This window comes from Novosphingobium nitrogenifigens DSM 19370 (assembly GCF_000192575.1).
GTDB lineage: Bacteria > Pseudomonadota > Alphaproteobacteria > Sphingomonadales > Sphingomonadaceae > Novosphingobium > Novosphingobium nitrogenifigens.
In genome coordinates, this window is sequence record NZ_GL876934.1 from 395,995 (window position 1) to 421,940 (window position 25,946).

21 protein-coding genes are annotated in these 25,946 nt (G+C 65.3%); 6 read left to right on the forward strand and 15 right to left on the reverse strand.

All coding sequences use genetic code 11. From position 1 onward, the window contains the following. The first annotated feature begins 64 nt into the window (after positions 1-64). Together Y88_RS16005 and recQ are read left to right on the forward strand one after the other, a co-directional pair. Entirely contained in the window at positions 65-1,258 is a 1,194-nt protein-coding gene (locus tag Y88_RS16005) for a cation:proton antiporter (RefSeq protein ID WP_008071100.1), read from the forward strand. A 46-nt stretch (positions 1,259-1,304) separates the two neighbouring features. Then, positions 1,305-3,098: a DNA helicase RecQ gene (recQ, locus tag Y88_RS16010; protein WP_008071101.1), complete on the forward strand. Its 1,794-nt coding sequence runs from the start codon at positions 1,305-1,307 to the stop codon at positions 3,096-3,098. A gap of 31 nt (positions 3,099-3,129) precedes the next feature. Here the strand turns inward: recQ and arfB are convergent, their stop codons facing one another. From arfB to Y88_RS16055, 9 genes are all read right to left on the reverse strand, one after another. Further along, entirely contained in the window at positions 3,130-3,546 is a 417-nt protein-coding gene (arfB, locus tag Y88_RS16015) for an alternative ribosome rescue aminoacyl-tRNA hydrolase ArfB (RefSeq protein ID WP_008071102.1), read from the reverse strand. Then, positions 3,543-4,202, reverse strand: coding sequence for an RluA family pseudouridine synthase (locus Y88_RS16020; RefSeq protein WP_008071103.1), 660 nt, complete (start codon positions 4,200-4,202; stop codon positions 3,543-3,545). The genes arfB and Y88_RS16020 overlap by 4 nt, the downstream gene beginning before the upstream one ends. After that, the gene (locus tag Y88_RS16025) at positions 4,199-5,377 is read right to left on the reverse strand and encodes a pyridoxal phosphate-dependent aminotransferase (RefSeq protein WP_018075866.1); all 1,179 of its coding nucleotides are present in this window, start codon (positions 5,375-5,377) and stop codon (positions 4,199-4,201) included. The genes Y88_RS16020 and Y88_RS16025 overlap by 4 nt, the downstream gene beginning before the upstream one ends. Positions 5,378-5,379: 2 nt before the next feature. Next, positions 5,380-7,173 (reverse strand): aminodeoxychorismate synthase component I, encoded by a 1,794-nt coding sequence (gene pabB / locus Y88_RS16030; RefSeq protein WP_008071104.1) that lies wholly within the window; start codon positions 7,171-7,173, stop codon positions 5,380-5,382. Between the two features lie 98 nt (positions 7,174-7,271). Then, positions 7,272-9,950 carry a M1 family metallopeptidase gene (locus tag Y88_RS16035; protein WP_018075867.1) on the reverse strand — a complete coding sequence of 893 codons (2,679 nt, stop codon included), beginning with the start codon at positions 9,948-9,950 and terminating at the stop codon, positions 7,272-7,274. A gap of 182 nt (positions 9,951-10,132) precedes the next feature. Then, the gene (locus tag Y88_RS16040; protein WP_018075868.1) at positions 10,133-11,587 is read right to left on the reverse strand and encodes an ATP-binding protein; all 1,455 of its coding nucleotides are present in this window, start codon (positions 11,585-11,587) and stop codon (positions 10,133-10,135) included. Between the two features lie 86 nt (positions 11,588-11,673). Then, a complete protein-coding gene (locus tag Y88_RS16045; protein WP_157132675.1) occupies positions 11,674-12,402 on the reverse strand; it encodes a response regulator in 729 nt (242 codons plus the stop codon). Positions 12,403-12,520: 118 nt separating this feature from the next. Then, entirely contained in the window at positions 12,521-13,258 is a 738-nt protein-coding gene (locus Y88_RS16050; RefSeq protein WP_008071111.1) for an EF-hand domain-containing protein, read from the reverse strand. Positions 13,259-13,523: 265 nt separating this feature from the next. After that, entirely contained in the window at positions 13,524-15,332 is a 1,809-nt protein-coding gene (locus Y88_RS16055; protein WP_008071112.1) for an aminopeptidase P family protein, read from the reverse strand. Between the two features lie 71 nt (positions 15,333-15,403). On the opposite strand from Y88_RS16055, the gene Y88_RS16060 reads away from it, so the two are divergent. After that, a complete protein-coding gene (locus tag Y88_RS16060) occupies positions 15,404-17,515 on the forward strand; it encodes a S9 family peptidase (RefSeq protein ID WP_008071114.1) in 2,112 nt (703 codons plus the stop codon). Positions 17,516-17,538: 23 nt separating this feature from the next. Further along, positions 17,539-17,934, forward strand: a complete 396-nt coding sequence (locus tag Y88_RS16065; RefSeq protein ID WP_008071116.1) for an acyl-CoA thioesterase — start codon at positions 17,539-17,541, stop codon at positions 17,932-17,934. A 47-nt stretch (positions 17,935-17,981) separates the two neighbouring features. Here Y88_RS16065 and Y88_RS16070 read toward each other — a convergent pair whose 3' ends face one another. The 3 genes from Y88_RS16070 to Y88_RS16080 form a co-directional block, all read right to left on the reverse strand. Next, entirely contained in the window at positions 17,982-18,416 is a 435-nt protein-coding gene (locus Y88_RS16070) for a hypothetical protein (protein ID WP_232281114.1), read from the reverse strand. Between the two features lie 131 nt (positions 18,417-18,547). Beyond that, entirely contained in the window at positions 18,548-20,986 is a 2,439-nt protein-coding gene (locus Y88_RS16075; RefSeq protein ID WP_008071120.1) for an FtsK/SpoIIIE family DNA translocase, read from the reverse strand. A gap of 131 nt (positions 20,987-21,117) precedes the next feature. Beyond that, a complete protein-coding gene (locus Y88_RS16080) occupies positions 21,118-21,654 on the reverse strand; it encodes a thiamine phosphate synthase (RefSeq protein ID WP_232281115.1) in 537 nt (178 codons plus the stop codon). A gap of 21 nt (positions 21,655-21,675) precedes the next feature. On the opposite strand from Y88_RS16080, the gene Y88_RS16085 reads away from it, so the two are divergent. After that, positions 21,676-22,380: a YggS family pyridoxal phosphate-dependent enzyme gene (locus tag Y88_RS16085; RefSeq protein ID WP_008071125.1), complete on the forward strand. Its 705-nt coding sequence runs from the start codon at positions 21,676-21,678 to the stop codon at positions 22,378-22,380. A gap of 14 nt (positions 22,381-22,394) precedes the next feature. Beyond that, positions 22,395-23,033 carry a LysE family translocator gene (locus Y88_RS16090; RefSeq protein WP_018075872.1) on the forward strand — a complete coding sequence of 213 codons (639 nt, stop codon included), beginning with the start codon at positions 22,395-22,397 and terminating at the stop codon, positions 23,031-23,033. Here Y88_RS16090 and pyk read toward each other — a convergent pair whose 3' ends face one another. From pyk to Y88_RS16105, 3 genes are all read right to left on the reverse strand, one after another. Beyond that, a complete protein-coding gene (gene pyk, locus Y88_RS16095; RefSeq protein ID WP_008071128.1) occupies positions 23,034-24,527 on the reverse strand; it encodes a pyruvate kinase in 1,494 nt (497 codons plus the stop codon). A 196-nt stretch (positions 24,528-24,723) separates the two neighbouring features. Further along, on the reverse strand, positions 24,724-25,635 hold the full coding sequence (locus Y88_RS16100) for a pirin family protein (protein ID WP_008071130.1): 912 nt from the start codon (positions 25,633-25,635) through the stop codon (positions 24,724-24,726). A 30-nt stretch (positions 25,636-25,665) separates the two neighbouring features. After that, positions 25,666-25,946: pirin family protein (locus Y88_RS16105; RefSeq protein WP_040702622.1), on the reverse strand; the 281-nt coding region annotated here is incomplete at its 5' end.

Genomic DNA, 25,946 nt, shown 5'->3' on the forward strand with positions numbered 1-25,946 from the left:
TCTTGTCAGGGCAGGCCGGGTCATGCTCTTTGCCCCAAAGAAAAAAGACTTTGGGGAGATACCGTTGGGCCCGACCGAAATATTCCTGATCGCACTGACGATCATTCTGGCCGTACCCTATGCATTCTGGCGCCTGCTGCGGACCGACGGCTTTGCGCCGCTGGTGGTGGTGCAGATCCTGACCGGCATTCTGCTCGGTCCCGGCATTCTGGGCGCTGTCTTTCCCGCGACATACGCCTTCCTCTTCGCCCCGCCGGTTATCGGCGCGCTCAACGGCATTGCCTGGTGGGCGGTCATGCTCTTCGTATTCGCGGCCGGACTGGAACTCGATCTTCACGATGCCTGGACCAATCGCCGCGAGACGCTGACGACCGCCGCCTCCGCGCTGCTCGTTCCACTCGCGTTCGGTGCGCTTGCCGCCGCACTCATCCTGCGCACGCCGGGCTGGATCGGACCCAAGGGCACCTATGGGCAGGCCGTGCTCGGGATCGGCATGGCCTGTGCTGTCACGGCCCTGCCGATCCTGGTCCTGCTCATGGAAAAGCTCGGCATTTTCCGCAGCCCGCTTGGGCATCGGCTCTTGCGCTATGCCAGCTTCGACGACGTGGCGATCTGGGGCGTGCTGGCACTCATTCTCGTCGATTGGGAACGCATGGGACGACAAGCGCTGTTCCTCGGCACGTTCGCCCTTGCCGCCTGGGGCATGCGCAAATTGATCGCCCGCGTCGGAGAAAACGATCGCTGGGCGATCGGCCTGATCTGGCTTGCGGCCAGCGGGTTTGCCGCCGACTGGTCGGGCCTTCATTTCATGGTCGGCGCGTTTCTCGCCGGGGCCGTGCTCGATGGCCACCATTTCGACATGGCCCGCCGCGACGCCTTGCGCGAATTCCTGTTGCTGGCAGTGATGCCGGTGTTCTTCCTCTCGACCGGGCTCAAGACGAAATGGGGAGATGGCCTTGATGGAGAAGGCACGCTTGCGATTTTCGGCTCGGCGGGGCTGTTCCTCGTCGCCTCGATCGCAGGCAAGCTTGTGGGCGTTCACCTCGCCGGACGCCTGCTCGGCTGGGCCAAAGGCGAAGCGAGCGTGATCGGCTGGATGCTCCAGACCAAGGCGCTGATCATGATCATTTTCGTCAACGTCCTGTTCGACAAGCAGATCATCACCGCCGAAACCTTTACCGCCATGCTGTTGATGGCGGTTGCCAGCACCATGCTGACCGTGCCGATGGTTCGGCGCCGTCTTGCCGGAATAGCGTGATACCCTCTGGCGCACCCGCCCGGTTGCGGGCATAGCCGGCCGCGTGATGTCGGTAGCGGTCAACGACCTTTCCGCCGCGCGCGAAACGCTTTCGCGCGTCTTTGGCTTTCCCGCCTTTCGCGGCGTGCAGGAAACCGTGGTCGGGCGCGTGCTCGCCGGGCAATCGACGCTCGCCGTCATGCCCACCGGCGCGGGCAAGTCGCTGACCTATCAGCTTCCCGCCGTCATGCTCGAAGGAACCTGCGTCGTCGTCTCGCCGCTGATCGCGCTGATGCACGACCAGTTGCGATCCGCCACCGCCAACGGCATCCGCGCGGCAACGCTGACCAGCGCCGACACCGATCGCGGACAGACGATCGAACGTTTCCGCGCGGGCGCGCTCGACTTGCTCTACATCGCGCCCGAACGCGCGAGCCAACCGCATTTCCGCGAATTGCTCGAAAGCGCGCCGCTCGCGCTCTTTGCCATCGACGAAGCGCATTGCGTCTCCGAATGGGGGCATGATTTCCGCCCCGACTATCGCCTGCTGCGCCCGCTGCTCGACAGTTTCCCCTCGGTTCCCCGTCTTGCCCTGACCGCGACGGCCGATGCCCATACCCGCGCCGACATTCTCGATCAGCTCGGCATTCCTTCCGATGGCCTTGTCATCGCCGGGTTCGACCGGCCCAATATCCGCTATTCGATCACGCCGCGCGACAATCCACTGCGCCAGATCACGCGGCTGATCGAAGGGCAGCCGGGACCGGGCATCGTCTATGCCCCGACCCGCGCGGGCGTCGAAAAGCTAGCCGACCAGCTGGGCGCGACCGGGCGCACGGTTCTTCCCTATCACGCCGGACTCGCGCCCGAAGTCCGCGCCGCCAATCAGGCCGCGTTCGTCGCCTCCGAAGACATGATCATGGTCGCGACGGTCGCATTCGGCATGGGCATCGACAAACCCGACGTGCGCTTCGTCGCCCATGCCGCGCTCCCCAAATCGATCGAAAGTTATTACCAGGAAACCGGACGCGCGGGTCGCGACGGCGATCCGGCGGTCGCGATGATGCTGTGGGGTGCCGAAGATTTCGCCCGTGCCCGCGCGCGTCTGGGTGAAATGGACGAAACGCGCCTTTCCGGCGAACGCGCGCGGCTCGACATGCTCGCCAGCCTTGTCGAAACCCCGCGATGTCGCCGCGCGATCCTGCTCCGCCATTTCGGGGAAAACCCGCCCGAAACCTGCGGCAATTGCGACAATTGCCTCAAACCTCCGGCGGTCACCAATGTGACCGAACTCGCCCGCAAGCTGCTGTCGGCAGTCTATCGCACCGGACAGGCGTTCGGCTTCGGCCACGTCGAAAAAGTGCTGAAAGGCGCTTCGGACGAACGCGTCATGCAGCGCGGCCACGACCAGTTGTCGGTCTTCGGCATTGTCGACGATGAGGAAGCCAACCTCCTGCGCCCCGTCAGCCGAGCCTTGCAGGCGCGCGGCGCACTGGTCCAGAATGAACACGGCGGCCTGATGCTGGGCGGCGAGGCTCGCGCCATTCTGAAAGGCGAGGCCGAAGTTGACCTGATCGTCCCCAAGACCACCGAAAAGGCCCCGCGTCGCCGTCGCGGCGGATCGGCGGACGTCGGCGGCAACGACCCGCTGTTCGACGCGCTGCGCGCCTTGCGCCGCGATCTTGCGCGCGAGGCAGGCGTTCCGCCCTATGTCATCTTCCACGACGCCACTTTGCGCGAAATGTCGGCCATGCGCCCGATGACGCTCGACGGTCTTGCCGAAATCAGCGGCGTGGGCGCACGCAAGCGCGACGCCTATGGCGAACGCTTTCTCGACGTGATCCGCAATTTCGAAGGGTGATCCCCGGCCCTGTAAGTGCCGGTGAAGCCGGTCAGTCGAAGCTGACTTTACCGCGTCCGGCCTTGATCGCGGAACGGTTCTTCTTGGTCGCCAGCCGCGCAGTCTTGCCGACGCGGTTGAGGCGGCTCTTGGCGCGCTTGGCCGGAATCTTCATCGCCTCGCGCAAGATCTCGGCCAGCCGCTCGCGCGCGTCGTCGCGATTGGCTTCCTGTGTCCGGAAACGGCGGGCGGTGAGGACAATCTCGCCCCCCGCCGTCATCCGCGACCCGGCCAGTTCCTTCAAGCGGTGAAAGACTTCCGGGGCGAGCCGCAAGGCAAAGACATCGACGCGCAATTGCACGGCGGTCGCGACCTTGTTGACATTCTGCCCGCCCGGCCCCGCCGCCGCGATGAAACTTTCGCTGGCAAGCGCCAGCGCGCGTTCGACGAGGGCGTCGGCGGCACTCACGGTTCGATCGTAAAGCCCAAAGCCACGAAATCGGCGGGAAGTGGTGCTTCGGCCTCGATCGTGTCCTTGCCCTCGCGCGGGATCACCAGCTGCGCGGCATGGAGCATGGTGCGCGTCCCCGCCACCGCCTTGCCATAGACCGGGTCACCGAGCAGGGCGTGCCCCAGCCCCGAGGCGGCATGGACGCGGATCTGGTGCGTACGGCCGGTTTCCGGGCGGAATTCGACGAGCGTCAACCCGTCCTTGCGCGCAAGGACGCGCCAGTGGGTCACGGCGGCCTTGCCCTGCCGCGCGGGGATCATCCGCCAGCCGTTCTTTTCGCTGCTGATCTTGGACAACGACAGGCTGATCGTGCCCTTGTCGCCCTCAACCGGTCCCGCGACCACGCCGAGATAGATCTTGATCACCTTGCGCGCTTCGAAAGCAGCGGCAAACCGCTTGAGCGCCTTGGGATTGCGCGCCAGCAAAAGGCATCCGGACGTGTCGCGGTCGAGCCGATGGACCGGCGCCGGGCGACGCTGGAAACCCAGCCGCAATTCGTCGAGGCGGTCGTCGAGCGAAATCCCGCCCGCGCGCGGACGATCAAGCGGCAGACCGGCGGGCTTGTCGATGACCAGCGCTTCGCCGTCTTCGAACAGGATCGAAAGCTCGTTCATGCCAGCGCCGCCGCGATGCGTTCGATCGCCCGTTCGAGACGTTCGTCATCGGCGGCAAAACTGATGCGGAAGCCGTCCTTTCCGCCAAAAGCCGAAGCCGAGACCACGGCTACCCCGTGTTCGAGCAAGTGCATCACAAGTCCTTCATCGTCGCCGAAGCGCGCCATCAGCGGCGCGGCATCGATCATGCAGTAAAAGGCGCCATCGGGCACCGGAGTCGAAAGACCGGGGATGGCATTGATCGCCGCCACCACCCGATCGCGCCGCACGCGAAAACGCTCACGCCAGTCGGCGAGGAATTCCTGCGGCCCGGCAAAGGCCGCCACGGCTGCCGCCTGGCTGATCGAGCAGGGATTGCCCGAAGAATGCGACTGCAACTTGCCCATCGCGGCAATCAGCCATTCCGGACCGGCGGCGACGCCTATGCGAAAACCGGTCATGGCGTGGCTTTTCGACACGCCCGAAACCGTCAGAACGCGCGGCGCGAGATCGGGACAAACCACGCTGAGCGTTGCATGCGCACCGGGTGTATAGCGCAAGGGCGCATAGATGTCATCGCTCAGCACCAGAACCTGGGGATGGCGGCGCAGGACTTCACCCAGTGCGGCAAGATGCGCCTCGGTATACGTCGCGCCGGTCGGATTGCCGGGACTGTTGAGCAGCAACCAGCGGGTGCGCGGGGTGATCGCGGCCTCGAGCTGGTCGGCGGTGATGCGAAAGCCCCCGGCAGCGTCGGTCTGCATCGGCACCACGTTGGCCCCGGCAAAGCGCACGATCTCGGGATAGCTCACCCACCACGGCGCGGGGATCAGGACATCGTCGCCCGGATCGAGCGTCGCGACAAGCGCGTGGAAAATCGCCTGCTTGCCCCCAGCCGAGACGATCACTTGTCCGGGCGGCACCGTGATGCCGAGATCACGATGAAAATGAAGCGCCGCCGCTTCGCGCAGGGCCTGCGTCCCGGCAACGGCGGTATAGCGGGTATCGTTGGCATCGAGCGCGGCCTTGGCCGCCGCCTTGACGTGGTCGGGCGTCGGGAAATCGGGTTCGCCGACCGACAGTGAAATGATGTCGCGCCCGGCCGCGCGCAGGGCGATGGCCCGGTCGGTCATGGCATTGGTGCGCGAGGGGGCGATGCGGGCCAGAGCCGCGCTGAGGTGATCGATGGGGGGCATTTTCAAAGCTCCAGCAGACGCGCCGGGACAAGTCCGCGCAACGCATTGCCGACCAGAAATCCATCGGCAAGGTCGGCAAGGCGCACTTCGCCTTCGACCACCTTGTCGGCGTCGATCAGGCTGCGCCGCAGGACACCGGGAAGAAGGCCGAGATCGGCGCGCGGGGTGACAAGGCGTCCGTCGCTGCGACGGACGAAAACATTGGTAAAGCTGCCTTCGGTGACGAGGCCATCGTCGCGCAGGAACAGCGCCTCGCCCGCGCCCGCAGCCCGGGCGGCGGCAAGCGCTGCTTCATAGAACCCGCGATCGCTGCTCTTGTGGCGCAAGCGCCAGTCATCGGCGGAGACCGGCAGGGGCAGGACCGCGCAGACCAGAGCCCCCTCGATCGGCGCAGGCAGCGGCGCGGTTTCGAGCGCCATGGCCCCGCCGCGCGACACGACCAGCCGCACCCGCGCCGGAGCGTCGAGATCGAAACACAGCGCATGAATGGCATTGCGCGCGGCATGGCGATCGAACGCGAAAGCGAGCGCGGAGGCGCTGTCGCGCAGACGTTCGAGATGGAATTCGAGCAGCGCGATCCCCTTGGCCGGATCGAACGCCATGGTCTCGATAAGATCGGCCTGACCGGCGGACAGTTGCAAGAAATTCCCCTTGATCATGCATTCACGCCATTCGCCCAAGGCGACGGAATCGGCAACGACCGCCGATCCGACCCCCATCGTGGCGCGCCCGCCATCCGCCCCCGGATGATCGGGTGCCAGACGCAAGCTGCGAATTGCCACATTGAACACCGCATCGCCAGCAGGATCGACATGGCCGATGGCACCGCAATAGAGCCCCCGCGCATCGCGTTCATGGGTATCGATCAATTCCATCGCGCGAATCTTGGGCGCCCCCGTCACCGACCCGCAAGGGAAGATCGCGCGGACAAGATCGGCGGCTCCTTCGCCGGGCAGGAGCCGGGCGTGGACGGTGGTCACCATCTGGTGCACCGTCGGATAGCTTTCGATGGCAAAGGGCGCCTCGACCTTGACGCTGCCCGGCACCGCCCGACGCGCGAGATCGTTGCGCATCAGGTCGACGATCATCAGGTTTTCGGCCCGATCCTTAACATTGGCGGCCAGGGTTTCGCGGTTGACCCGATCCTCTTCCTCGGTGCGTCCGCGCGGGGCGGTCCCTTTCATCGGACGGACGGTCGCATCGCCCGCATCGAGGCGGAAGAAGAGTTCGGGCGAATGCGACAGGTGCCAGTGCGATCCGTCCCAGATCACCGCACCATAACCCGCGCGGGCGTCGCGGCGCAGTTGCGCATGGATCGCCAGAGGATCGCCGCGCCATGTCCCGCCGAGCGGAAAAGTCAGATTGACCTGATAGGTATCGCCTGCCCGGATCGCTTCCTCGACTCCGGCAAAGGCGCGGGCATACCCGCCGGTCGAAAGATCGGGCGTCATCGGCCCGAGCCGCCCTTCCCCCTCCGCCTGCATTGCAAGCCAGGTTTCGACGTCGGCGTCGTTCATCAAGGTGAGGTCGGCAAAGCGCGTGAACCACACCAGGGGGCCCGACGCCCCGGTCCGCGCCGGAGCCAGTCCTTCGAGCCGGGGTTCGAGCGCGAGCCCGGCTTCATAGGCAACATAGCCGGCCCAATGCCCCGGAACCGCGCCGATCCGGGCAAGAGCGGGCACGACCTCCTCCGGACGCCGGGCAACGACGGTTTCGAGTGGCGTTTCGTAGAGCCGCGACGGCACCGCGCCGTCGCGGCGCGCATCATCGAGCAGAATGAAAAAAGGCCGGGTCATGAGACCCGGCCCTTTAGCGTGTGGGCGGCGCCGATGCAAAACCGACGCCAGCCCTTTGAGGGTTTCCGTCCTCTTGAGGATTTACGCCCTCGTGAGGATTACTGGCCTGCGAGCCAGGCCGTCGTTTCGCTGGTGATGCGCGGATCGGTTGCCAGACGGTTGCGAATGCGGGCGAGCGCACGCTCGACCGGCTTTTGCGCGCCCGGTTCGATCGTCTTTTCATAGGCCGTCAGCTTGTCGACCATGGCCTGCGTATTGGCGGTCGAGGCGAGCCGTTCGACATACGTCGTCCGGCCCGAGGCATCGACCAGGTCGAGTACCGCGTCGCGATGCGCGAGGAAGAAGTCAAACGCCTGCTCGCTGTGTTCGCGCGCGACCGCCGTGATGATCGCCGCCGACGTCGTCTTGCCCGGCTTGTCGGTCAGGGCAAGAGCGAGCGCCTTGTTCGCCAGAGCCGGGTCCTTCACCGCGCCCAGACGCACGAAGAGATCGGATCGGTCGACCGTGGACGTCGCCGCCTCGGCCAACCGTTCGAGCTTGTCCCATTCGGCAGGCGTCGCATTGCGGGAAACGATGCCCAGCCAGTCCTGCTTGAGCGGACCGTCAAGCGCAGCGGGATCGGTGTCGAGCGCGGCAAAGCGGCGACGCGCTTCTGCCACCACGCCCGGTTCGCCGAGCTTGCCCAGCACCGCGACCAGCGTCGAACGCAAGTCGGCGTCAGGCAGCGCTTCCCCGGCCTTGGGATCGAAGCCGAGCGCATCGAGGCGCGGCTTCCACAGGGCGATCGCACGGGCTGCGAGCGCGGCCTTTCCGGCCCCGGCGTTGTCCCCGAAACGATCGTAAAGCCCGCTGAACCGGCGGATCGCTTCATTGGCGACTTCGGGATTGCCCTTGCCCGGCACCGCCGCGAGCAGCGCAAGGGCGCCCGCCATCGGCTGATACCCGGCCTGGGCCAGTTCGAGCTGATCGGCGACCAGACCGCGCTGGTCGATCGGAGCAAGGCGCGGCAGGGCCCCGGCCAGATCCTTCAACTGTGTCGGCGTATAGAGCGAGCGGTAATAGCCGAGCTGTCCGGCATTGATGACCACCGGACCGCATCCCTCGATCGTCAGCGTCGTCTTGCCGTCGGCCATGATCGAGCGGGTCGGAGCGCCTCCGCCCACCGCGACCAGAAGCGGCACATGCCAGCGCCGGGTCGAAGGTTCGCCGACGCGATCACGCGTGAATTCGTCCTGCACCAGCGACAGCGTGGTCTTGCCCCCTGCGCATTGCGCAGCAGCGACGCGAACCAGCGGAATGCCCGGCTGCTTGGTGAAATCGTCAGCAATCGTGCTCAGCCCCTTGGCCCCGGCGGCCTCGACCGCATTCCAGAGGTCGGTGGTGTGGCTGTTGCCGAACTTGTGCGCGGCCATGTAGGCGCGGATGCCGTCGCGCCAGGTGGTTTCGCCCGCATAGGCTTCCAGCATGGCAAGGACGGCTTCGCCCTTCTGATAGGTGATCGCGTCGAAAGCCTGATTGGCTTCGTCGACCGTGCGCACTTTCTGGATGATCGGGTGCGTCGTGCGGAAGGCATCGAGCCCCATCGCCGCCTCGCGCCCGCCGACGCGTCCGATCAGCGCGAACCAGTCGGGGTGGAAATGGTCGGTCGCCTTGGTTTCCATCCAGCTGGCGAACCCTTCGTTCAGCCAGAGGTCGTCCCACCAGGCCATGGTGACGAGATCGCCGAACCACTGGTGAGCGATCTCGTGGGCCTGGGCCACTTCGATGAACTGGCGCGACTGAGGCGAGGTCGTCTTGGGATCCTCGAGCAGGTCACGCTGGAACGTGAACACCGCGCCCCAGTTTTCCATCGCGCTGAAGAACTGCGACTGGCCCGGCCCGGCAATGTTGTCGAGCTTGGGCAGCGGATAGTTCTGACCGAAATAGTCGTTGTAATAGGGGACGAGCCCCGCCAGCTCGTTGAGCGCAAAGCGGGCCTGTTCGCCGCTGCCCTTGGGCGAGACGATGCCCACTTCGACCCCGGCGCTGGTCATCTTGCTCATCCGCTCGAAATCGCCCGCGCCGAAGAACAAGAGGTACGAAGCCATTTTCGGCGTGGTGCGGAAGGTGACTTTCTTCAGCCCCTTGCCCGCCGGAGCCTCGCTCGCGACCGGCATGTTGCTGACTGCAAGCTGCGCTTCGGGAACGACGACCGAGAGGTCGAAAGTTGCCTTGTACGAGGGTTCATCGAACATCGGGGCGAACTGGCGCGCATAGCTCGGCTCGAACTGGGTGAAGAGCGCGCGAGTCGGCTTGCCGTCGTTGCCGGTGTAATCGAGCGCAAAAAGGCCGCTCGCCTGCGTGTCGATGTGCCCGGTATAAGTGCCTTCCAGACGATAGTGTCCGGCAGCAATCGTCTTGCCTGCGGCAAAGCTTGCGGTTTCCTGCTTGTCGTCGAACGTGACCTTGAGCGCCGTGGCCTTGCCCCCGGTCGCGACAAGCTTTGCCTCGCCGATCTTGAGCATCGCAGCGTTGAGCGTGATCGCATCGGTTGCCTGGGGCACATCGATGTCGATGGCAAAGGTGCCTGCGAAGGTCATCGCCTTTGGATCGGGCACGATCCCGATGGCATAGTGGCTGGGGATCGCAGTATGCGGCAGCGTTCCATCGACGGGGAAAGCCGGAGCTGCAACCGGGGCAGCAGGCGCAGCGCAGGCAGGGACGGATACGGCAAGGGCAAGCGCCGAACCGGCAAGCGCCAGCGCGGCAAGGGAATGCTTGGAAAAGCTGATCATCATCACCCCATGGGAGGACGTCGGCCAGCCGGGAGCGGCGGCCGCGAATGGTCCTGCCTAGCAAGGAGATGGTTGCAAAGCCAACCGGATTGCCGTGACGCCATCGACCAGCGACCGACCCGGCCCGACGAACGGCAACCCCGGGTCCGGGCAAACGATACCCCTGAACCCGCAAGGCCGTGCGATCAGGCGAGCGGAACCCGCAAGGTTGCTCTCAAACCGACGACCCGGCCCTTCTCGATCCGATTGGCAAGGATCAGCGAACCGCCGTGCTGATCGGCAATCGCCCGCGCGAGCGTGAGCCCCAGCCCCGTGCCCCCGGTCGCACTGTTGCGCGACGGGTCGAGCCGGGTGAAGGGCTCCATCATCAGGGCGATCGAACCCTCCGGAATGCCCGGTCCGTCGTCATCGACCGTGATCACTGCCTCGTGCCCGTCGCGCGCCAGCGTCACCCGCGCGCGTTCACCATAGCGCAGGCTGTTGGACACCAGATTGCGCAAGGCCCGACGCAGCCAGGTCGCGCGCACCGGCGCAACCATGCGTTCGAGATCGATCACTTCGACCGGTTCGCCCATGTCCTCGTATTCGCCGATGATATCTACGACGAGCGCGGAGATTTCAGTCGCCTCGACCGGATCCGACGGGCGCCCGACGCGCGCCAGCGAGAGAATGTCATCGAGCGAGCGATTGATGTCCTCGATCGTGGCGGCCATGCGCGCACGTTCGGTATCGTCCTCGACTGCCTCGATCCGCACGCGCAAGGCTGCCAGCGGCGTCTTGAGATCGTGCCCGATCGCGCCGAGCATGACGTCCTTTTCATCGAGCAGGGCACTGATACGCGCTTCCATCGCGTTATGCGCCGCGATCAGGTGCTTCATGTCCTCGGGCCCTTGCGGCACCAGCGGTTCGATCCGTCCCGGTTCGCGGGCGAACTGTTCGAGCCGCCCGGTCAGCGCGCGCAAGGGACGCGTAATCCGGCGCAGGATCAGGGCGACGACCCCCACCAGCACGAGGTAGATCAGGATCGTCTGTCGCAGCAGCGCGATGAGCAGCAGCGTCTCGTTCGACGGCACGAAGCTGCGTACGGTCATCCACGTCCCGTCCGCCTGCTGCATCGAGGCGATCACCAGCCGAGGATAGCCTTCCCCGGTCGAGGTGTCGAACCGCGCACGCAAGGCGGGCAGGACCGGCCCCACAAGCGCATCCCGCGCGGGATCGCGTTCGACCACCAGCACGGCTTTTACCTGTTCGCCCTGAGATTCCAGCACTTGCCGCAGATGCTTTTCCATCTCGGCCATGTGAATGTCGCCGGGCTGTTCGGGCGAGCGGCTGTCGACATGGAAACGCAGCGTGCGCGGCAGGCGCAGCCGCTCTTCGGGAGGAAGACCTCCCGGCAAGGCGGGCAAAGGCTGAAGATCGGGCGGAGGCGATCCCGGCGGAAACCCCGGAGGCGGTCCGGGTGGGTGCATGCCTTCGGAAAATCCGTGCCGCATCGCCATGCGTTCACCCAGCATGCGCATGGCGGTGCTGTTGACCATTCCGGCCAGATGACGCTCGTGTTGTTCGCGCCAGATCAGATAGGCCGACAACCCTTGCGCCACGAAAAGCGCCAGCGCGATCGCCAGCAACATCTGCCCCATGAGGCTGTGCGGCCAGAGCGGAATGCGGCGCAGGAAGGGCTTTTTCCCGTCCGGTTGCGATGGCAACGCGTTCACGGCGAGCGCCTTCAGTCCTTGGCCACGATCTTGCGCACTTCGGCGGCGAGCATGTAGCCCCCGCCCCAGACCGTCTGGATCAATTGCGGATTGCGGCTGTCGATCTCGATCTTGCGACGCAGGCGGCTGATCTGGTTGTCCACTGCACGATCGAACAGATGCGCCTCGCGCCCCTGCACCATGTCGAGCAGGCGATCGCGGTCGAGCACTTGTCGCGGATGGTCGAGGAACGCCATGAGCAGGCGGAATTCTGCCGAGGAAATCGGCACCACCACGCCTTCGGGATCGGTCAGGCGGCGCTTGAGCGGATCGAGCCGCCAGCTTTCGAATTCATAGAGCGTCGCTTCGACGGCTTCGGGGATCACCCGGCCCGATCGACGCAGCACGCTGCGGATGCGGGCGACCAGTTCGCGCGGGTCGAACGGCTTTACGACATAATCGTCGCCGCCGATTTCCAGCCCGACAATACGGTCGGTCGATTCGCCCTTGGCCGTGATGAAGATGACCGGCATCCGCCTGGTTTCGGCAAGATGGCGGCAGAGCGACAATCCGTCCTCGCCCGGCATCATGATGTCGAGCAGGACGAGATCGTAATGGGCCGAGGCAATCCGGCCGCGTGCCTCGGCGGCGCTCGCCGCCTGGGTCACGACAAATCCCTGACGGGCGAGATAATCGGCCAGGGGTTCACGCAGGGCCGCTTCGTCGTCGACCAGCAGGATTTCGGTGGCAGCTTCGCTCATCCCATCGCTCATATCCGATTGTCGGACAGGTTCCAGCATGGTCGTCACGTCCACAATCCCATTTCATGCTAGGTGTCGCGTCGGGAACCCCGGCCGACCGGAGTTCCCAATCGCAAACTTACATTTCATCTCCCGAAGGCGGCGGCGGGCCGTCACCATCTCCCGGAGGCGGGCCACGACGGCCCTCATGGTGCCAGCCGTGGGGACCGCGCGGACCAAATGCCGCCCGGCGTTCCTCGCGCGTCAACTTGCCGTCGTGATTGGCGTCAAGCTTGTCGAAGCGAGCCTTGACCGCCGCATCGAAAGCGGCGCGGGTGAGCGTATCGCCCTGACGCGCTTCGCGCATCGCGGGGTGGATGATCGCTTCTCCGATGAAGCCTTCCGGCCCCATCATGCCCGGGTGCATGCGATGCGGGCCCATCATGCCCATGCCATGCGGCCCATTACCCTCGGGGCCCTTTCCTTCGGGACCCTTTCCTTCGGGACCCTTTCCGCCCGGAGGCGGCGGAGGCGGCATGTCCTCGCGCTTTTCCTTCCACTTCGCTTCACGCGCATGGTGGAAAGCCAGGAATTCGTCCTTGCTTACCACGCCGTCGTGGTTCGCGTCGATTTCGGCGAAGTGTTCGAGCACGCGGGCATCGCGATCGGCCTGGTCAAGCTTGCCGTCGTGATTGGCGTCGAGCTTGTCCCACAGACCATCGGCCTTGGCCTTCACGTCGGCCCAGGCGATTTCGCGGTCGGGTCCGCCCTTGTCCTGGCTCTGCGGAGCCTTTTCAGCAAAGGCAGGCGCAGCGAACTCGACCGCCGCAGACAACATCAGGCCCGCGGCAACACCTGCCAGCAGCAACTTCTTCATTTCGTCGTCCCCTTTCTCGGAGCGCCGTTTGATAAACGGGGGAAAGCCGCGGCGCGGTCCCGCAGCAGGCATGGGGGATTGGGGGAAGCCTGCCGGGATTGTGCTTGGGGGCTGATTGTAAACCGCCCCGCGACTTTCTGTCCCATGATATAGGACGCGGTTGTCGCTGAACTATGCCGGGTTGGCGGGTATTTTGTCGCAGATTGTCGCGCGATGGGCGACCTGCAACGAGACACACCCGTTGCAGGTCGCAACACGCATGGGCTCAGACCAACGGCGCGGTCGCCGCTTCGAGCCAGGCAAGATCTTCGCCTTCGAGCAGCGGCGCCAGGATCGAGCGCACTTGCGCGTGATAGGCGTCGAACCAGCCGCGCTCTTCCGCGCTCAACAGATCGACATCGACAAGGCTGCGGTCGATCGGCACGAACGTCAGATTGTCAAAGCCCAGATAAGCGCCTTCCGCCCCGGCGATCGTCCGTCCAGTCACCAGCACCAGATTCTCGATGCGGATGCCGTAATCGCCTGCCTTGTAATAGCCCGGCTCGTTCGACAGGATCATGCCTTCGAGCAATTCCTGCGCAGTCCCGGCCTGCCCGCCTTGCGCCTTGGCAATGCGCTGGGGCCCTTCGTGGACAGAAAGAAAGCTGCCGACGCCGTGCCCGGTGCCATGGGCATAGTCGAGCCCCGCCGACCACAGGAACTGGCGCGCCAGCACGTCGAGCTGGGCCCCATTGGTGCCCTGCGGGAACACGGCGCGCGACAGGGCGATATGCCCCTTGAGCACGCGGGTGAACCGGTCGCGCACTTGCGCCGGAGGCGCGCCGGGGCCGATCCAGACGGTGCGGGTAATGTCGGTGGTGCCGTCGCGATACTGCCCGCCCGAATCAACGAGATAGATGCTGTCGGGCGCGATCGTCCGGTTCGAGGCTTCATCGACCCGGTAATGCGGAATGGCCGCATTGGGCCCGGCACCCGAAATCGTGTCGAAGGACAAGTCGACCAGCGCATTGCTTGCCGCCCGCTCGGCTTCCAGTCGCGCGGCCGCCGAAAGCTCGGTCTCTCCACCGGCAGGCGCAGTCGCTTCGAGCCAGCGCAGGAAACGCACCATGGCCGCCCCGTCGCGAGCCTGCGCCGCGCGGTGTCCCGCCAGCTCGACCGGGTTCTTCACCGCCTTGGGCAGGATCGTGGGATCGAGCAGCGGCGCAATCGTCGCCCCGGCACTTTCGAGCGCGCGGAAAATTGCCTCCACGCTGCGATCGGGATCGACCGCGACCTTGCGCCCGCCCAACGCTTCAAGCGCGGGCACGAAGGCATCACGGGAAGCAAGACGCACGCCCTCGCCCAGATGCGCGACGAGATCGGGCGTCACCTTTTCCGGCGCCATGAAGAGGTCGGCGCTGCCATCGGCATGGACCAGCGCGAACGCCAGCGCGACCGGAGTGCGATCGACGTCGCTACCGCGCAGATTGAAGAGCCATGCAACCGAATCGAGCGCGGCGATCACCACCGCATCAAGGCTCTTTTCCTTGAGCCAGGCGGCCACTTGCCCGCGCTTGGTCACAGCATCGACACCGGCGAATTCGATTCCATGGGGAACGGCGGGCGCAGGCGACGGCGCGGGGCGATCCTCCCACACCACATCGACCGGATTGGCCGCCACCGCGACCAGTTCGCCGCCACGCGCGGCGAGCGCGCGCGCCACCGTTTCAGCCCAGCCGCGCGTGTGCAGCCAGGGATCAAAGCCGATCCGCGCACCCTGCGGCGCCTGCGTCCCAAGCCAGCCGGGGACGCTTTCGCCCGGAACCTGATGATAGGAATAGAAACGCGGATCGACCTGTTCCCGCACTTGCAGCGTATAGCGCCCATCTACGAACATCGCCGCTTCTTCGCGCAGGATCACCGCCGTCCCCGCCGACCCGGCAAAACCGGTCAGCCATTCCAGACGTCGGGCATAGGCCCCGACATATTCGCTCATGTGCTCGTCGGAAATCGGGACCACGAAACCGTCGAGCCCTTCGGCTGCAAGATGCTTGCGCAAGGCGTCAAGCCGCGCCTCGTGGGTGTTCATCAGCATGGGGAGTTCCTGAAAATCTTTGCATCGGTTGCATGATGCCCCGTCTTGCGGGGTCAATGCGCACACCATAGATGCGGGACATGGCCAAGACCACCCCCCAACCCGCCGCTGCCATCTCCGCCCCGCCCCGTGCGGACAAGCGGGCCTCCAGCTTCACCCACCATGGCGTGACGGTAGAGGACGATTACGCATGGTTGCGCGACCCGGGTTATCCCGAAGTCACCGACCCCGACGTGCTCGGCTATCTCGAAGCCGAAAACGCCTGGTTCGCCGCGCGCATGGGCGACCGCCAGCCGTTGATGGACAAGCTGTTCACCGAAATGCGCGGGCGCATCAAGGAAGCCGACCGCTCGGTTCCGCAAAAGGACGGAGCCTATCTCTATTGGGTCGAATACGAGGAAGGGGCCGAATACAAGAAGTGGTGGCGCCGCCCGGTCGAAGGCGGCGCGGACGAACTCGTTCTCGATGAAACCGCCCTTGCCGAAGGAAAGGACTATTTCCGCCTCGGCGCGCTGTCGGTCTCGAACGACGGCAAGCGGCTGGCATGGTCGATCGACGACAACGGTTCGGAACGCTTCACCGCGCGGATCAAGGTGATCGCAACCGGAGAGATCCTGCCCGACGTCATCCCCGACACCCTGTCCGGCCTTGTCTGGACAAGCGATGACAGCGCCCTCGTCTATGCCCGCGTCAACGGACAGTGGCGCACCGACACCCTGCTCGTCCATCGCATCGGCACTCCGCTCGAAGAGGACACGGTGCTGTTCCACGAAGCGGACGAAGGCTTTCGCGTCGGCGTCGGTCTCTCGGCCAGCGAGCGCTGGCTGGTCATCGCGACCGGCGACCATGAAACGAGCGAAGTCCATCTCGTCCCCGCCGCCGATCCGACCGCCACGCCGATCCTGGTCCGCGCGCGCGAGACGGGAATCGAATACGACGTCGATGTGCTCGACCGTGGCGACGGCAGCGAGCCGGTGCTCTATATCCACACCAACGACACGCACGAGAATTTCCGCCTCGCGACGGCCGCATTGTCCTCGCCCGCGCAATGGACGACGCTGATCGAGGGCAGCGATGCCTTTTACCTGACCGGGTTCGACCTCTTCCGCGATTTCTATGTCATCGAAGGTCGCGTGCGCGGACTCGATCGCATCGAAGTGCGCTATTACGACGATCCCGCCCGGATCGAGGCGATCGCCTTCCCCGAGGAAAGCTACGAAGCGGCCCTTGCCGACAATCCGGAATGGGTGACCGACCGGCTGCGGCTGACGTATGAATCGATGGTCAGCCCGGCGACCGTCTATGACTATCACGTTACCGACAAGCGGCTCGAACTGCTCAAGGTGCAGGAAATCCCCTCGGGCTACGACGCCTCGCTCTATGTGACGCAGCGGCTGGAAATCCCGGCTCGTGACGGCACCGCGATCCCGGTCTCGATCATGATGCGCAAGGACCGTACCGGCGACGGGCCGCTCTATCTCTATGGCTATGGCGCCTATGGCATTGCCATCGGCCCGGGTTTTTCGACGGCACGGCTCAGCCTCGTCGATCGCGGCATGGCCTTTGCGATCGCCCATATCCGGGGCGGAGACGATCTTGGCCGCCGCTGGTACAAGGACGGCAAGCTCGACAAGCGCACCAACACGTTCAACGATTTCGTCGATGTCGCGCGCGGCCTTGTCGAACGCGGCCTGACGGCACCGGGCCGGATCGCGATTGCCGGGGGCTCGGCCGGTGGCGAACTCATGGGCGCGGTCATCAATACCGATCCCGACCTCTGGGGCGCGGTCGTCGCGCATGTCCCCTTCGTTGACGTGCTCAACACCATGCTCGACGAGACCTTGCCGCTGACCCCGGGCGAGTGGCCCGAATGGGGCAACCCGATCGAGGATGCGCAGGCTTTTGCCCTGATCCGTTCCTATTCGCCTTACGATCAGGTGCGCGCGCAGGCCTATCCGCCGCTGATGGTGACAGCCGGGCTCAACGACCCGCGCGTGACCTATTGGGAACCGGCCAAATGGGTGGCAAAGCTGCGCGAGCTGAAAACCGACGGCAACGAACTGGTTCTCAAGACCAATATGGGTGCCGGGCACGGCGGCAAGTCGGGCCGGTTCGAAAGCCTCAAGGAAACGGCGGAGGAATTCGCCTTCATCCTGTGGCAACTGGGTCTCGACGCTGCCTGACCGCAAAAAGGACAATGCCGACAATGGCGAACCGCTTTGCCATGACCTTTTCCGCGACGGCCGAGGACATCGATGAACTCGGCCATGTCAACAATGCGGTCTGGGTCCGCTGGATGGAGCGGATCGCCGTCGCGCATTGGGAACACGATGCCTTGCCCGACCACGTCGCGGCCTATGCCTGGGTCGTGACCCGGCACGAAATCGATTATCGCAGCAATATCCGCGAGGGCGACATGGCCCATGCCGAAACATTCATTCCGGAAAAGCCGACCGGTGCCCGGTTTAACCGCTGCACCGAATTTCGCGATGCGGCGGGCAAGTTGCTGGTCGCGTCCCGCACCACCTGGGCCTTGCTCGACCGGGCAAGCGGACGCCTGATGCGGGTTCCGGCTGAAGTGGCGGCGCCCTTCCTGCCGTAATACCAACCTGCAATGAGGTCCTTCTCATTACAGGTCAGTAAAGGACGTCAGGCCGCGCCCGGAAGAGCGGCGGGCAAACGCATCGTTGCCGCGACACGCTGCATCTTGCCCCCGCGACGGACGCGCGGCGGCGCGCTGTCGCGCAATTCAAGAGCGCTGTCGGGTTCATCGACGCGGTATTGGGCCCGCAAGTCGAGCTTGTAGGCCTCGACCTCTTCCTCGCTGGCCAGATGAGCGACCGTGAAGCGGCGCACCACATAATCGCTCAGCGTATCGATCAGCGTCAGCACGCGTCCGCCCGCCATTTCAGCCAGCCGCGAAACATCGATACCATTGGCCAGCGACCAGTTCCGCCGATCCCAGGTCACCACCGGACGTCGGCAATAACGACAGGTGCTGTGGAGCGAACCATCGCTTTCATGGCGACGTACGCGATCCGGGAGGTGTTCGCGGGTAAACCAGCACTTTGTCAGGGACTCCATGGCCAAACGCCTCCATTGCTCCACATGTGACCGACGGGTCGTGTTCACGGGATGGAGGAATCCGGCCCGCCGGTCATGACAACAGGACGGCGGGCACAGGACAAGGTTAAGGGCGCATGAAAAGCGCCGGGTCAGAGAGGGTTCCCGTCCTTGTCGCGATAGATCTCGCGGCGTCCGACATGGTTGGCCGGACCGACCAGTCCATCGGCTTCCATCCGCTCGATCCACTTGGACGCGGTATTGTAGCCGACGCCCATCTGGCGCTGGATCCAGCTCGCCGAAGCCTTCTGACTTTCGAACACGAGCTGGCAGACCTGCCGATACTTGCGCTCTTCGGGATTGTCCGAAGCGGTGGCGTCGAGATCGTCGAACCCGAAGCTGCCCTCGGCCGGTTCCTCGGTGACCGAATCGACATATTCGGGCGAGCCCTGACCGCGCCAGTGATCGGCCACGCGTTCGACTTCCTCGTCCGAGACGAAGGGGCCGTGGACGCGCTTGATCGGATCGGTGCTGGGTTTGTAGAGCATGTCGCCCTTGCCCAGCAGCTGTTCGGCCCCCTGTTCGCCAAGGATCGTGCGCGAGTCGATGCGGCTGGTCACGGCAAAGCTGATACGGGTCGGCAGGTTCGCCTTGATGACGCCGGTGATGACGTCGACCGAGGGACGCTGCGTCGCCATGATCAGGTGAATGCCCGCCGCACGGCTCTTTTGCGACAGACGCTGGATCAGCACTTCGATTTCCTTGCCCACCGTGACCATGAGGTCGGCGAGTTCGTCGACGATGACCACGATCTGCGGCAGGACCTGATAATCGAGCTGCTGTTCCTCGTAGATTTCCTCGCCGGTATCAGGATCGAAACCGACCTGGATGCGGCGGCCGAGCGGCTTGCCCTTGGACGCGGCGGCGCGAACTTTTTCGTTGAAGCCCGAGAGGTTGCGCACCCCGATCGAGCTCATCATGCGATAACGCCGCTCCATTTCCTCGACCGCCCACTTGAGCGCGCGGACCGCCTTGGCCGGCTCGGTCACCACCGGCGAGAGGAGGTGCGGAATGTCGTCATAGCTCTTGAGTTCGAGCACCTTGGGATCGACCAGAATCATCCGGCACTGCTGCGGCGTCAGACGATAGAGCAGCGAAAGGAGGATGCAGTTGAGCCCCACCGACTTGCCCGACCCGGTCGTCCCGGCGACCAGCAAGTGCGGCATGGTGGCAAGATCGGCCACCACCGGTTCGCCGGTGATGTCCTTGCCCAGAATGATCGGCAACAGCCCCTTGGCATTGACGAAGCGGTCGCACCCAACCAGTTCGCGGAAACTGACCATCTCGCGCGTGACGTTGGGCAGTTCGATCCCCATGACCGTGCGGCCCGGGATCGATGAGACGCGCGCAGAGACCGCGCTCATGTTGCGGGCAATGTCGTCGGCCAGCCCGATCACGCGGCTCGCCTTGGTGCCCGGTGCGGGTTCGAGTTCGTACATCGTGACGACCGGGCCGGTCCGCACGGCGGTCACTTCGCCCTTCACCTTGAAGTCGTCGAGCACGTTTTCGAGCAGGCGCGCGTTCCGTTCGAGCGCGAGCTTGTCGATCTTGGGCGCCGAAGCGGGCGGCGCTTCCTCCAATATCTCGATCGAGGGCAATTCGAACTTGTCGAAAAGGTCGCCCTGTCGCGCCTTGGTATTGGTTGTCGCAGGCGCAGGCGAACGCGTGGGATCGGTGATCTCGGTCTGGCGACGCGATCCGGCCGCGGCATTGTCTCCGGCCGGGGTTCCCGCCTCGTCGACATCCGCGCTCTCGAGAGCGTCAGCAATGATGACGCCGCTTTCTCCGGCCTTCTGCCGCTTGGCCCGCGCCGGAGCGAGAGCATCCTCGACATCGTCCTCGCCTTCGTCCTCAACCGTATTGCGGCGGAAGAAATTGGGGAGGGTGATCAAACGCCACCAGTCGAGCGCAAAGACGCGGCCCGCCAGGAACAGCCCCGCGAGCCCGAGAATCCCGGCAACCGCCAGCGCCACCCAAGTCTCGACCGCCCCGGCATAATGCGCGCCCCAATGCACGCCCGCCGCGCCGAGCAGGCCGAAAAGACCGCCCATCCCGGCCGGAAGACGCCCACCCTGCGGCGCATAGCCCAGCGCCACCGCCACATCGAGCAGGACGATCGCCACCGTCAGCAGGAGCCCCAGTCGCCACCACGCGGGCAGCTCGGGCAGTTCCTCGTCATCCTCGGTGATTTCGATCAGGTCCCCGGCCCCGTCCCACAAACGGCGAGCATAGACGAACAGCAGCGGCAGGATCAGCGCACCGGGCAGGCCGAACAGCATCAGCACCCGCTCGGACGCCCATGCACCGGGCAATCCCATCCAGTTCTCGACCGGACTTCCCGACGCGGTCGAGCCCGAGGGATCGGTCTCGGTATAGCTGAACAGTGCGAGCGCGAGGAACACCATCACCCCGAACAGGCCCGCACCGCCGATCAGCTCGGCACTGCGCCGGAAACTGCGGCGCAGGATCGCGCGCCAGTCGGACCGGCCGGAACGCCCGCCCGATGCCGATGATACTGCCCGCGATGCCATGCTCGATTCCTTCAGGTAAAAGCGGGGCCCTGTCATCCCCACATCCGTGTCCATCATGCGCCAGAGGCCGCGCGACCGTCAAGAATCCAAGGGATTCCGTCGAGTCGTGCATCCACCGATTTCGGTTCGGATTATCGCGAGAGCCCGTCGATGGCGGCAAAGCCATAGGCCCGGAGCCGTTCCGCGCGCCGCCTGTCCATGCCGCCAAGCGCCAGAACCGGCAAGGGGCATTGCCGCGCCATCAGGGCAAAGCGCAGCGGACCCAGTCCTTTCGCTCCGGGATGCGAGCGCGTCGGAAAGACCGGCGACAGCAGCACGGCATCGACCCTGGCCCTTGCCGCCCCGGCCAGTTCCCCCATGTCGTGCGCCGTTGCCAGACGCAGCCCGCCTGCGCCCTTGCCCCATCGGGAAAGGTGGCGGGCCGGACCATAGCCAACCCCGGACAGAACGAACGCCACGCCGTAGAGGCGCGCCAGCCGAGCGAGCCCCTTCATCCGTTTCGCCCGCGCCGCCGGGTCGAGGTGATAATGGCGAAAGACCAGCGCGCTTCCCGCCGGAAGCCGGGCCAGCGCGCGATCGAGCACGGCATCGTTGCGCGCATCGCTCAAGAGGACGACGCGCGGCGCCCGCAGGCGGCGGGATCGGGAGACAGGGTGGCACTTTGCCATGCGCGCGCTATAGCACCGGGCATGACTCCTGCCAGCCATACTCCCGCCGACCAGCCGACCGGCTACGACGATCTCTCCCCCCTTGCCGCGATCCGTGCGCGTATCGATCACGCCGCAAAAATCGCCGGGCGCAAGGGCGAAGACGTCACGCTCGTCGCGATCAGCAAGACCAAGCCTGCGTCCGCGATCCTGCCGTTGATTGCAGAAGGTCAGCGGGTGTTCGGCGAAAACCGGGTTCAGGAAGCGCAGGACAAGTGGCCGGCGCTGATCGAGGCCTATCCCGACTGCAAACTGCATCTGGTCGGCCAGTTGCAATCGAACAAGGCCGAAGCGGCGGTGCGTCTGTTCGACTGCATCCATTCGCTCGACCGTCCCTCGCTCCTGACCGCGCTTGCCCATGCCATGGACAAGGTCGGCCGCCGCGTGCCGCTGTTCGTGCAAGTGAACATCGGCGAGGAAGAACAGAAGGGCGGCTGCGCGATTGCCGATCTTCCCGCCCTGCTGACGCAGGCCCGCGCGGCGGACTTGCCGGTTCAGGGGCTGATGTGCGTTCCACCCGCGGGGATCGAGGCGGCGCCGTTCTTCGCGTTGCTGGGTAAGCTCGCGGCCGATCACGGGTTGTCGGGGCTGTCGATGGGCATGAGCGAGGATTTCGAGACCGCCGTCATGCTCGGCGCCACGCACGTGCGCGTCGGCAGCGCACTGTTCGGGCGCCGCGAAGGCTGAACGACCTCACGGCCATGACGGCGGCGCCCCCTCTCCTTGCCTCCGTGCTGGCGTTCCTGCCGGTCGCGGCCCTGCTGTCGATCACGCCGGGGGCCGATACCCTGCTGGTCCTGCGCACTGCCGGATTGGCAGGTGCGCGCGCAGCGGCCTTTGCGGCGCTGGGCGTTGGCCTTGGCTGCATGGGATGGGGACTGCTCGTCGCGCTCGGGCTCGGAGCCGTCCTGGTCGCAAGCCCGCTCGCCTTTGCCTGGCTGAAAGCTGCGGGCGCGCTTTACCTTGCCTGGATCGGCATGGCCCTGCTGCGCGGGGGAAAGACATCGCAGGGCCCGGCGGTCGAACCGGCCCGTCGCACCGGCGCCCTGATTGCTTTCCGACGCGGTTTCCTCACCAACCTGCTCAATCCCAAAGTCGGCGTGTTCTATCTGACGCTGTTGCCGCAATTCCTGCCGCAGGGCCCCGGCATGGCCATGGCGGGCCTTGTCCTCGCCGCCGCCCATGTGCTGGTCTCATTGCTGTGGTTTGCGGTGATGATCGTCTTTGCCGCCCGCCTTGCCCCGATGCTTGCCCGCCCGGCGGTGAGCCGGGGGCTCGACCGCCTTTGTGGCGTGGTCTTCATCGGGTTCGGCGCCAAACTCGCCCTTTCGCGAGCCTGATCAGTCCACTCCACCCTGCTCGGCATGGCGAGCCAGTTCGTCACCGGCCAGAGTGACCACATGGAGCAGGTTGGTCGAACCGGGCGTGCCGAAGGGAACCCCGGCCAGCATGATCAGCTTCGACCCCGGCGACCCGAAACCGTGGCGCAGCGCCATGCGCTTGCCCTTGGCGATCATTTCCTCGAAGCTGCCGATGTCCTTGGTGTTGACGGCATGAGCCCCCCACAGCAGGCCGACGCGACGCGCCGTCTTGAGCGTGGGTGTCAGGACCAGCATGGGAACGCCCGGCCGTTCGCGCGCGACCCGACGCGCGGTCGACCCCGATCCGGTAAAGACCACGATCCCCGCAATCGGCAGCGTCGCCGCGATCGAGGCGCAGGCCCCGGCCAGAGCATCGGCGGTCGTCGGATCGGGCGGCGTCTCGATGAAATGGATGCGCGCGTTATAGGCATTGTCCGCTTCGACCTGGGCGGCGATGCGGTTCATGATCGTCACTGCTTCTTCGGGCCAGGCACCGGCAGCAGTTTCGGCCGAGAGCATGACGGCATCGGCGCCGTCGTAGACCGCGTTGGCAACGTCGGAAACTTCCGCGCGCGTCGGCGTCGGCGCCTCGATCATCGATTCGAGCATCTGCGTCGCGACGACGACCGGCTTGCCCTGACGACGGGCCATGGCAACGATCCGCTTCTGCAGCGGCGGGACTTCCTCGGGATTGAGCTCGACCCCCAGATCGCCGCGCGCGACCATGATCCCGTCGGACAATTCGATGATCTCGCCCAGCCGCCCGATCGCGGCAGGCTTTTCGATCTTGGCCATCAGCGCCGCACGCCCGCCGATCAGGCGCCGTGCCTCGGCAAGATCTTCAGGCCGCTGCACGAAGGACAGCGCGATCCAGTCGGCGCCCTGTTCCACCGCGAAGGCAAGGTCGCGACGATCCTTGTCGGTCAGCGCCGGGACCGGCACCACCGCATCGGGAATGTTGACGCCCTTGCGGTTGGAAATGACCCCGCCGACTTCGGCCGAACAGAGGATTTCGTTTGCGTCGGCGCGGATCACGCGCAGGCGCAGCTTGCCGTCGTCGATCAACAGCCGCTGCCCCTTTTGCAGGATGCCGAACAATTCGGGATGCGGCAGGCAGACGCGGGTTTCATCACCCGGCTCGGGATTGCGGTCGAGCGTGAAATGCCCCGAATGGCGAATGACCGCGCGATCGCCCTTGAAGGTGCCGACGCGCAGCTTGGGCCCCTGCAAGTCGCACAGGATCGTGATCGGGTGCTTGACCTTGGCCTCCAGCGCGCGGATCGCCGCGATCGTCTGGGCATGCATGGCCTGTTCGCCGTGGCTCATGTTGACGCGAAAGGCATCGGCCCCTGCGCGAAAGAGCTTTTCCAGCATTTCCGGGGAACTGCTGGCCGGTCCGACCGTTGCCAGTATCTTGACCTTGCGCCCGCGAGGGTCGAGCTTCTTCGGGTCCGAATTTGCCAAGGCAGTCATCCTTGCGTCATGAGGCAGGAAGCGTGCCCGAATGCGTCGGGAACGCCGGGGATGCGCGCCGGGCTATGGCCCATGACGGCTTAAAACCCAAGACGAATATCCCTCCGCAATCACCCGGTGGATACGAATTACTCTTATCCGGACCTGCAATGAGATAAACTCATTGCAGGTCGTTTCGCTCAGACGGCGCGCGGCCTTATACCAGCTTCGCTCCCGGAACCTCGGCAGGCAGCGGAATGAATTCATGCTCGCCCGGAACCCGCGCAAAACGATCGTTGCGCCAGTCGTCCTTGGCCTGTTCGATCCGATCCGGGCGAGAGGACACGAAGTTCCAGTAGATATAGCGTTTTTCAGGCAACGGCTCGCCCCCGACCAGCATCAGTCGCGCGCCCTGTTCGCTGGAAAGAACGACCTGCGTTCCGGGCTTGAGCAGGACAAGCTGCCCCTGTTCGAACTGCCCGTCCTGTCCGGCGACACGCAAGGTGCCTGAAACGACATAGACCGCGCGTTCGACATGCTCGGCCGAAAAGGCATAACGTGCCCCCGGTGCGAGGACGAGATCGGCATAGATCATGTCCGAAAAGGTCTCGACCGGGGACTTCAACCCGTCCGCTTCCCCCGAAATCAGCGTGATCCGCGCCCCCGCCTCTTCACCGACCGGAATGGCCCCGGCACCATAATGACGGAATGTCGGCGCAGCTTCCTCATGCTGCGTCGGCAGGGCGACCCAGATCTGCAAGCCGTGCAGCAAGGCATCCTTGCCCCGCGCCTCGACCGGCGTGCGTTCGGAATGGACGATGCCGCTGCCCGCCGTCATCCAGTTCACTTCGCCCGGACGAATGGGTTGCAGGCTGCCGAGCGAATCCCGGTGCAGGATTTCCCCTTCGATGAGGTAGGTAACCGTCGCCAGACCGATATGGGGATGCGGCCGGACATCGAGCGCATGTTCGCCGGTCAGCACCGCCGGTCCCATCTCGTCGAAGAAGATGAAGGGACCGACCATGCGCCGCCCCGGACTGGGCAAGGCCCGGCGCACCGAAAACCCGTCGCCCAGATCGCGCAGCGGCGGCAGGATCACTTTGTCGACAGGTGCATCAGGAGCAATCATGGCAGGTCTCCTCGAACTGGATGGCAAGATTCAGAGCGTATCGACGAGGACGACTTCGGCTTCCTCGATCGCGGTGATGGTGATCGTTTCAACCTCGGCAATGGCGATGCCGTCGCGGGCATCGGCTTCGACCCCGTTCACCCGGATGCGACCGGTCGCGGGAACGAGATACCCCTTGCGTTCGGCACCAAGCGCATAATCAACGCTTTCCCCGGCGCGCAGAGTGCCCGCGACCAGCCGCGCCTCGGTGCGGATCGGCAGGGCGTCGTCATCCTCGGCATAGCCGCTTGCCAGCACGACCAGTTGTCCGG

Bases quoted from the DNA above. Each gene is read 5' to 3' on its own strand.
- Y88_RS16050 (WP_008071111.1), bottom strand. From the start codon at position 13,258: ATGAAGAAGTTGCTGCTGGCAGGTGTTGCCGCGGGCCTGATGTTGTCT.
- Y88_RS16065 (WP_008071116.1), top strand. From the start codon at position 17,539: ATGGCGAACCGCTTTGCCATGACCTTTTCCGCGACGGCCGAGGACATC.
- Y88_RS16020 (WP_008071103.1), bottom strand. From the start codon at position 4,202: ATGAACGAGCTTTCGATCCTGTTCGAAGACGGCGAAGCGCTGGTCATC.
- pabB (WP_008071104.1), bottom strand. From the start codon at position 7,173: ATGACCCGGCCTTTTTTCATTCTGCTCGATGATGCGCGCCGCGACGGC.
- Y88_RS16075 (WP_008071120.1), bottom strand. From the start codon at position 20,986: ATGGCATCGCGGGCAGTATCATCGGCATCGGGCGGGCGTTCCGGCCGG.
- Y88_RS16070 (WP_232281114.1), bottom strand. From the start codon at position 18,416: ATGGAGTCCCTGACAAAGTGCTGGTTTACCCGCGAACACCTCCCGGAT.
- Y88_RS16100 (WP_008071130.1), bottom strand. From the start codon at position 25,635: ATGATTGCTCCTGATGCACCTGTCGACAAAGTGATCCTGCCGCCGCTG.
- Y88_RS16055 (WP_008071112.1), bottom strand. From the start codon at position 15,332: ATGCTGATGAACACCCACGAGGCGCGGCTTGACGCCTTGCGCAAGCAT.
- Y88_RS16035 (WP_018075867.1), bottom strand. From the start codon at position 9,950: ATGATGATCAGCTTTTCCAAGCATTCCCTTGCCGCGCTGGCGCTTGCC.
- Y88_RS16085 (WP_008071125.1), top strand. From the start codon at position 21,676: ATGACTCCTGCCAGCCATACTCCCGCCGACCAGCCGACCGGCTACGAC.
- Y88_RS16090 (WP_018075872.1), top strand. From the start codon at position 22,395: ATGACGGCGGCGCCCCCTCTCCTTGCCTCCGTGCTGGCGTTCCTGCCG.
- Y88_RS16045 (WP_157132675.1), bottom strand. From the start codon at position 12,402: ATGAGCGAAGCTGCCACCGAAATCCTGCTGGTCGACGACGAAGCGGCC.
- Y88_RS16025 (WP_018075866.1), bottom strand. From the start codon at position 5,377: ATGCCCCCCATCGATCACCTCAGCGCGGCTCTGGCCCGCATCGCCCCC.
- Y88_RS16060 (WP_008071114.1), top strand. From the start codon at position 15,404: ATGCGGGACATGGCCAAGACCACCCCCCAACCCGCCGCTGCCATCTCC.
- Y88_RS16040 (WP_018075868.1), bottom strand. From the start codon at position 11,587: ATGGGGCAGATGTTGCTGGCGATCGCGCTGGCGCTTTTCGTGGCGCAA.
- Y88_RS16080 (WP_232281115.1), bottom strand. From the start codon at position 21,654: ATGGCAAAGTGCCACCCTGTCTCCCGATCCCGCCGCCTGCGGGCGCCG.
- pyk (WP_008071128.1), bottom strand. From the start codon at position 24,527: ATGACTGCCTTGGCAAATTCGGACCCGAAGAAGCTCGACCCTCGCGGG.
- recQ (WP_008071101.1), top strand. From the start codon at position 1,305: ATGTCGGTAGCGGTCAACGACCTTTCCGCCGCGCGCGAAACGCTTTCG.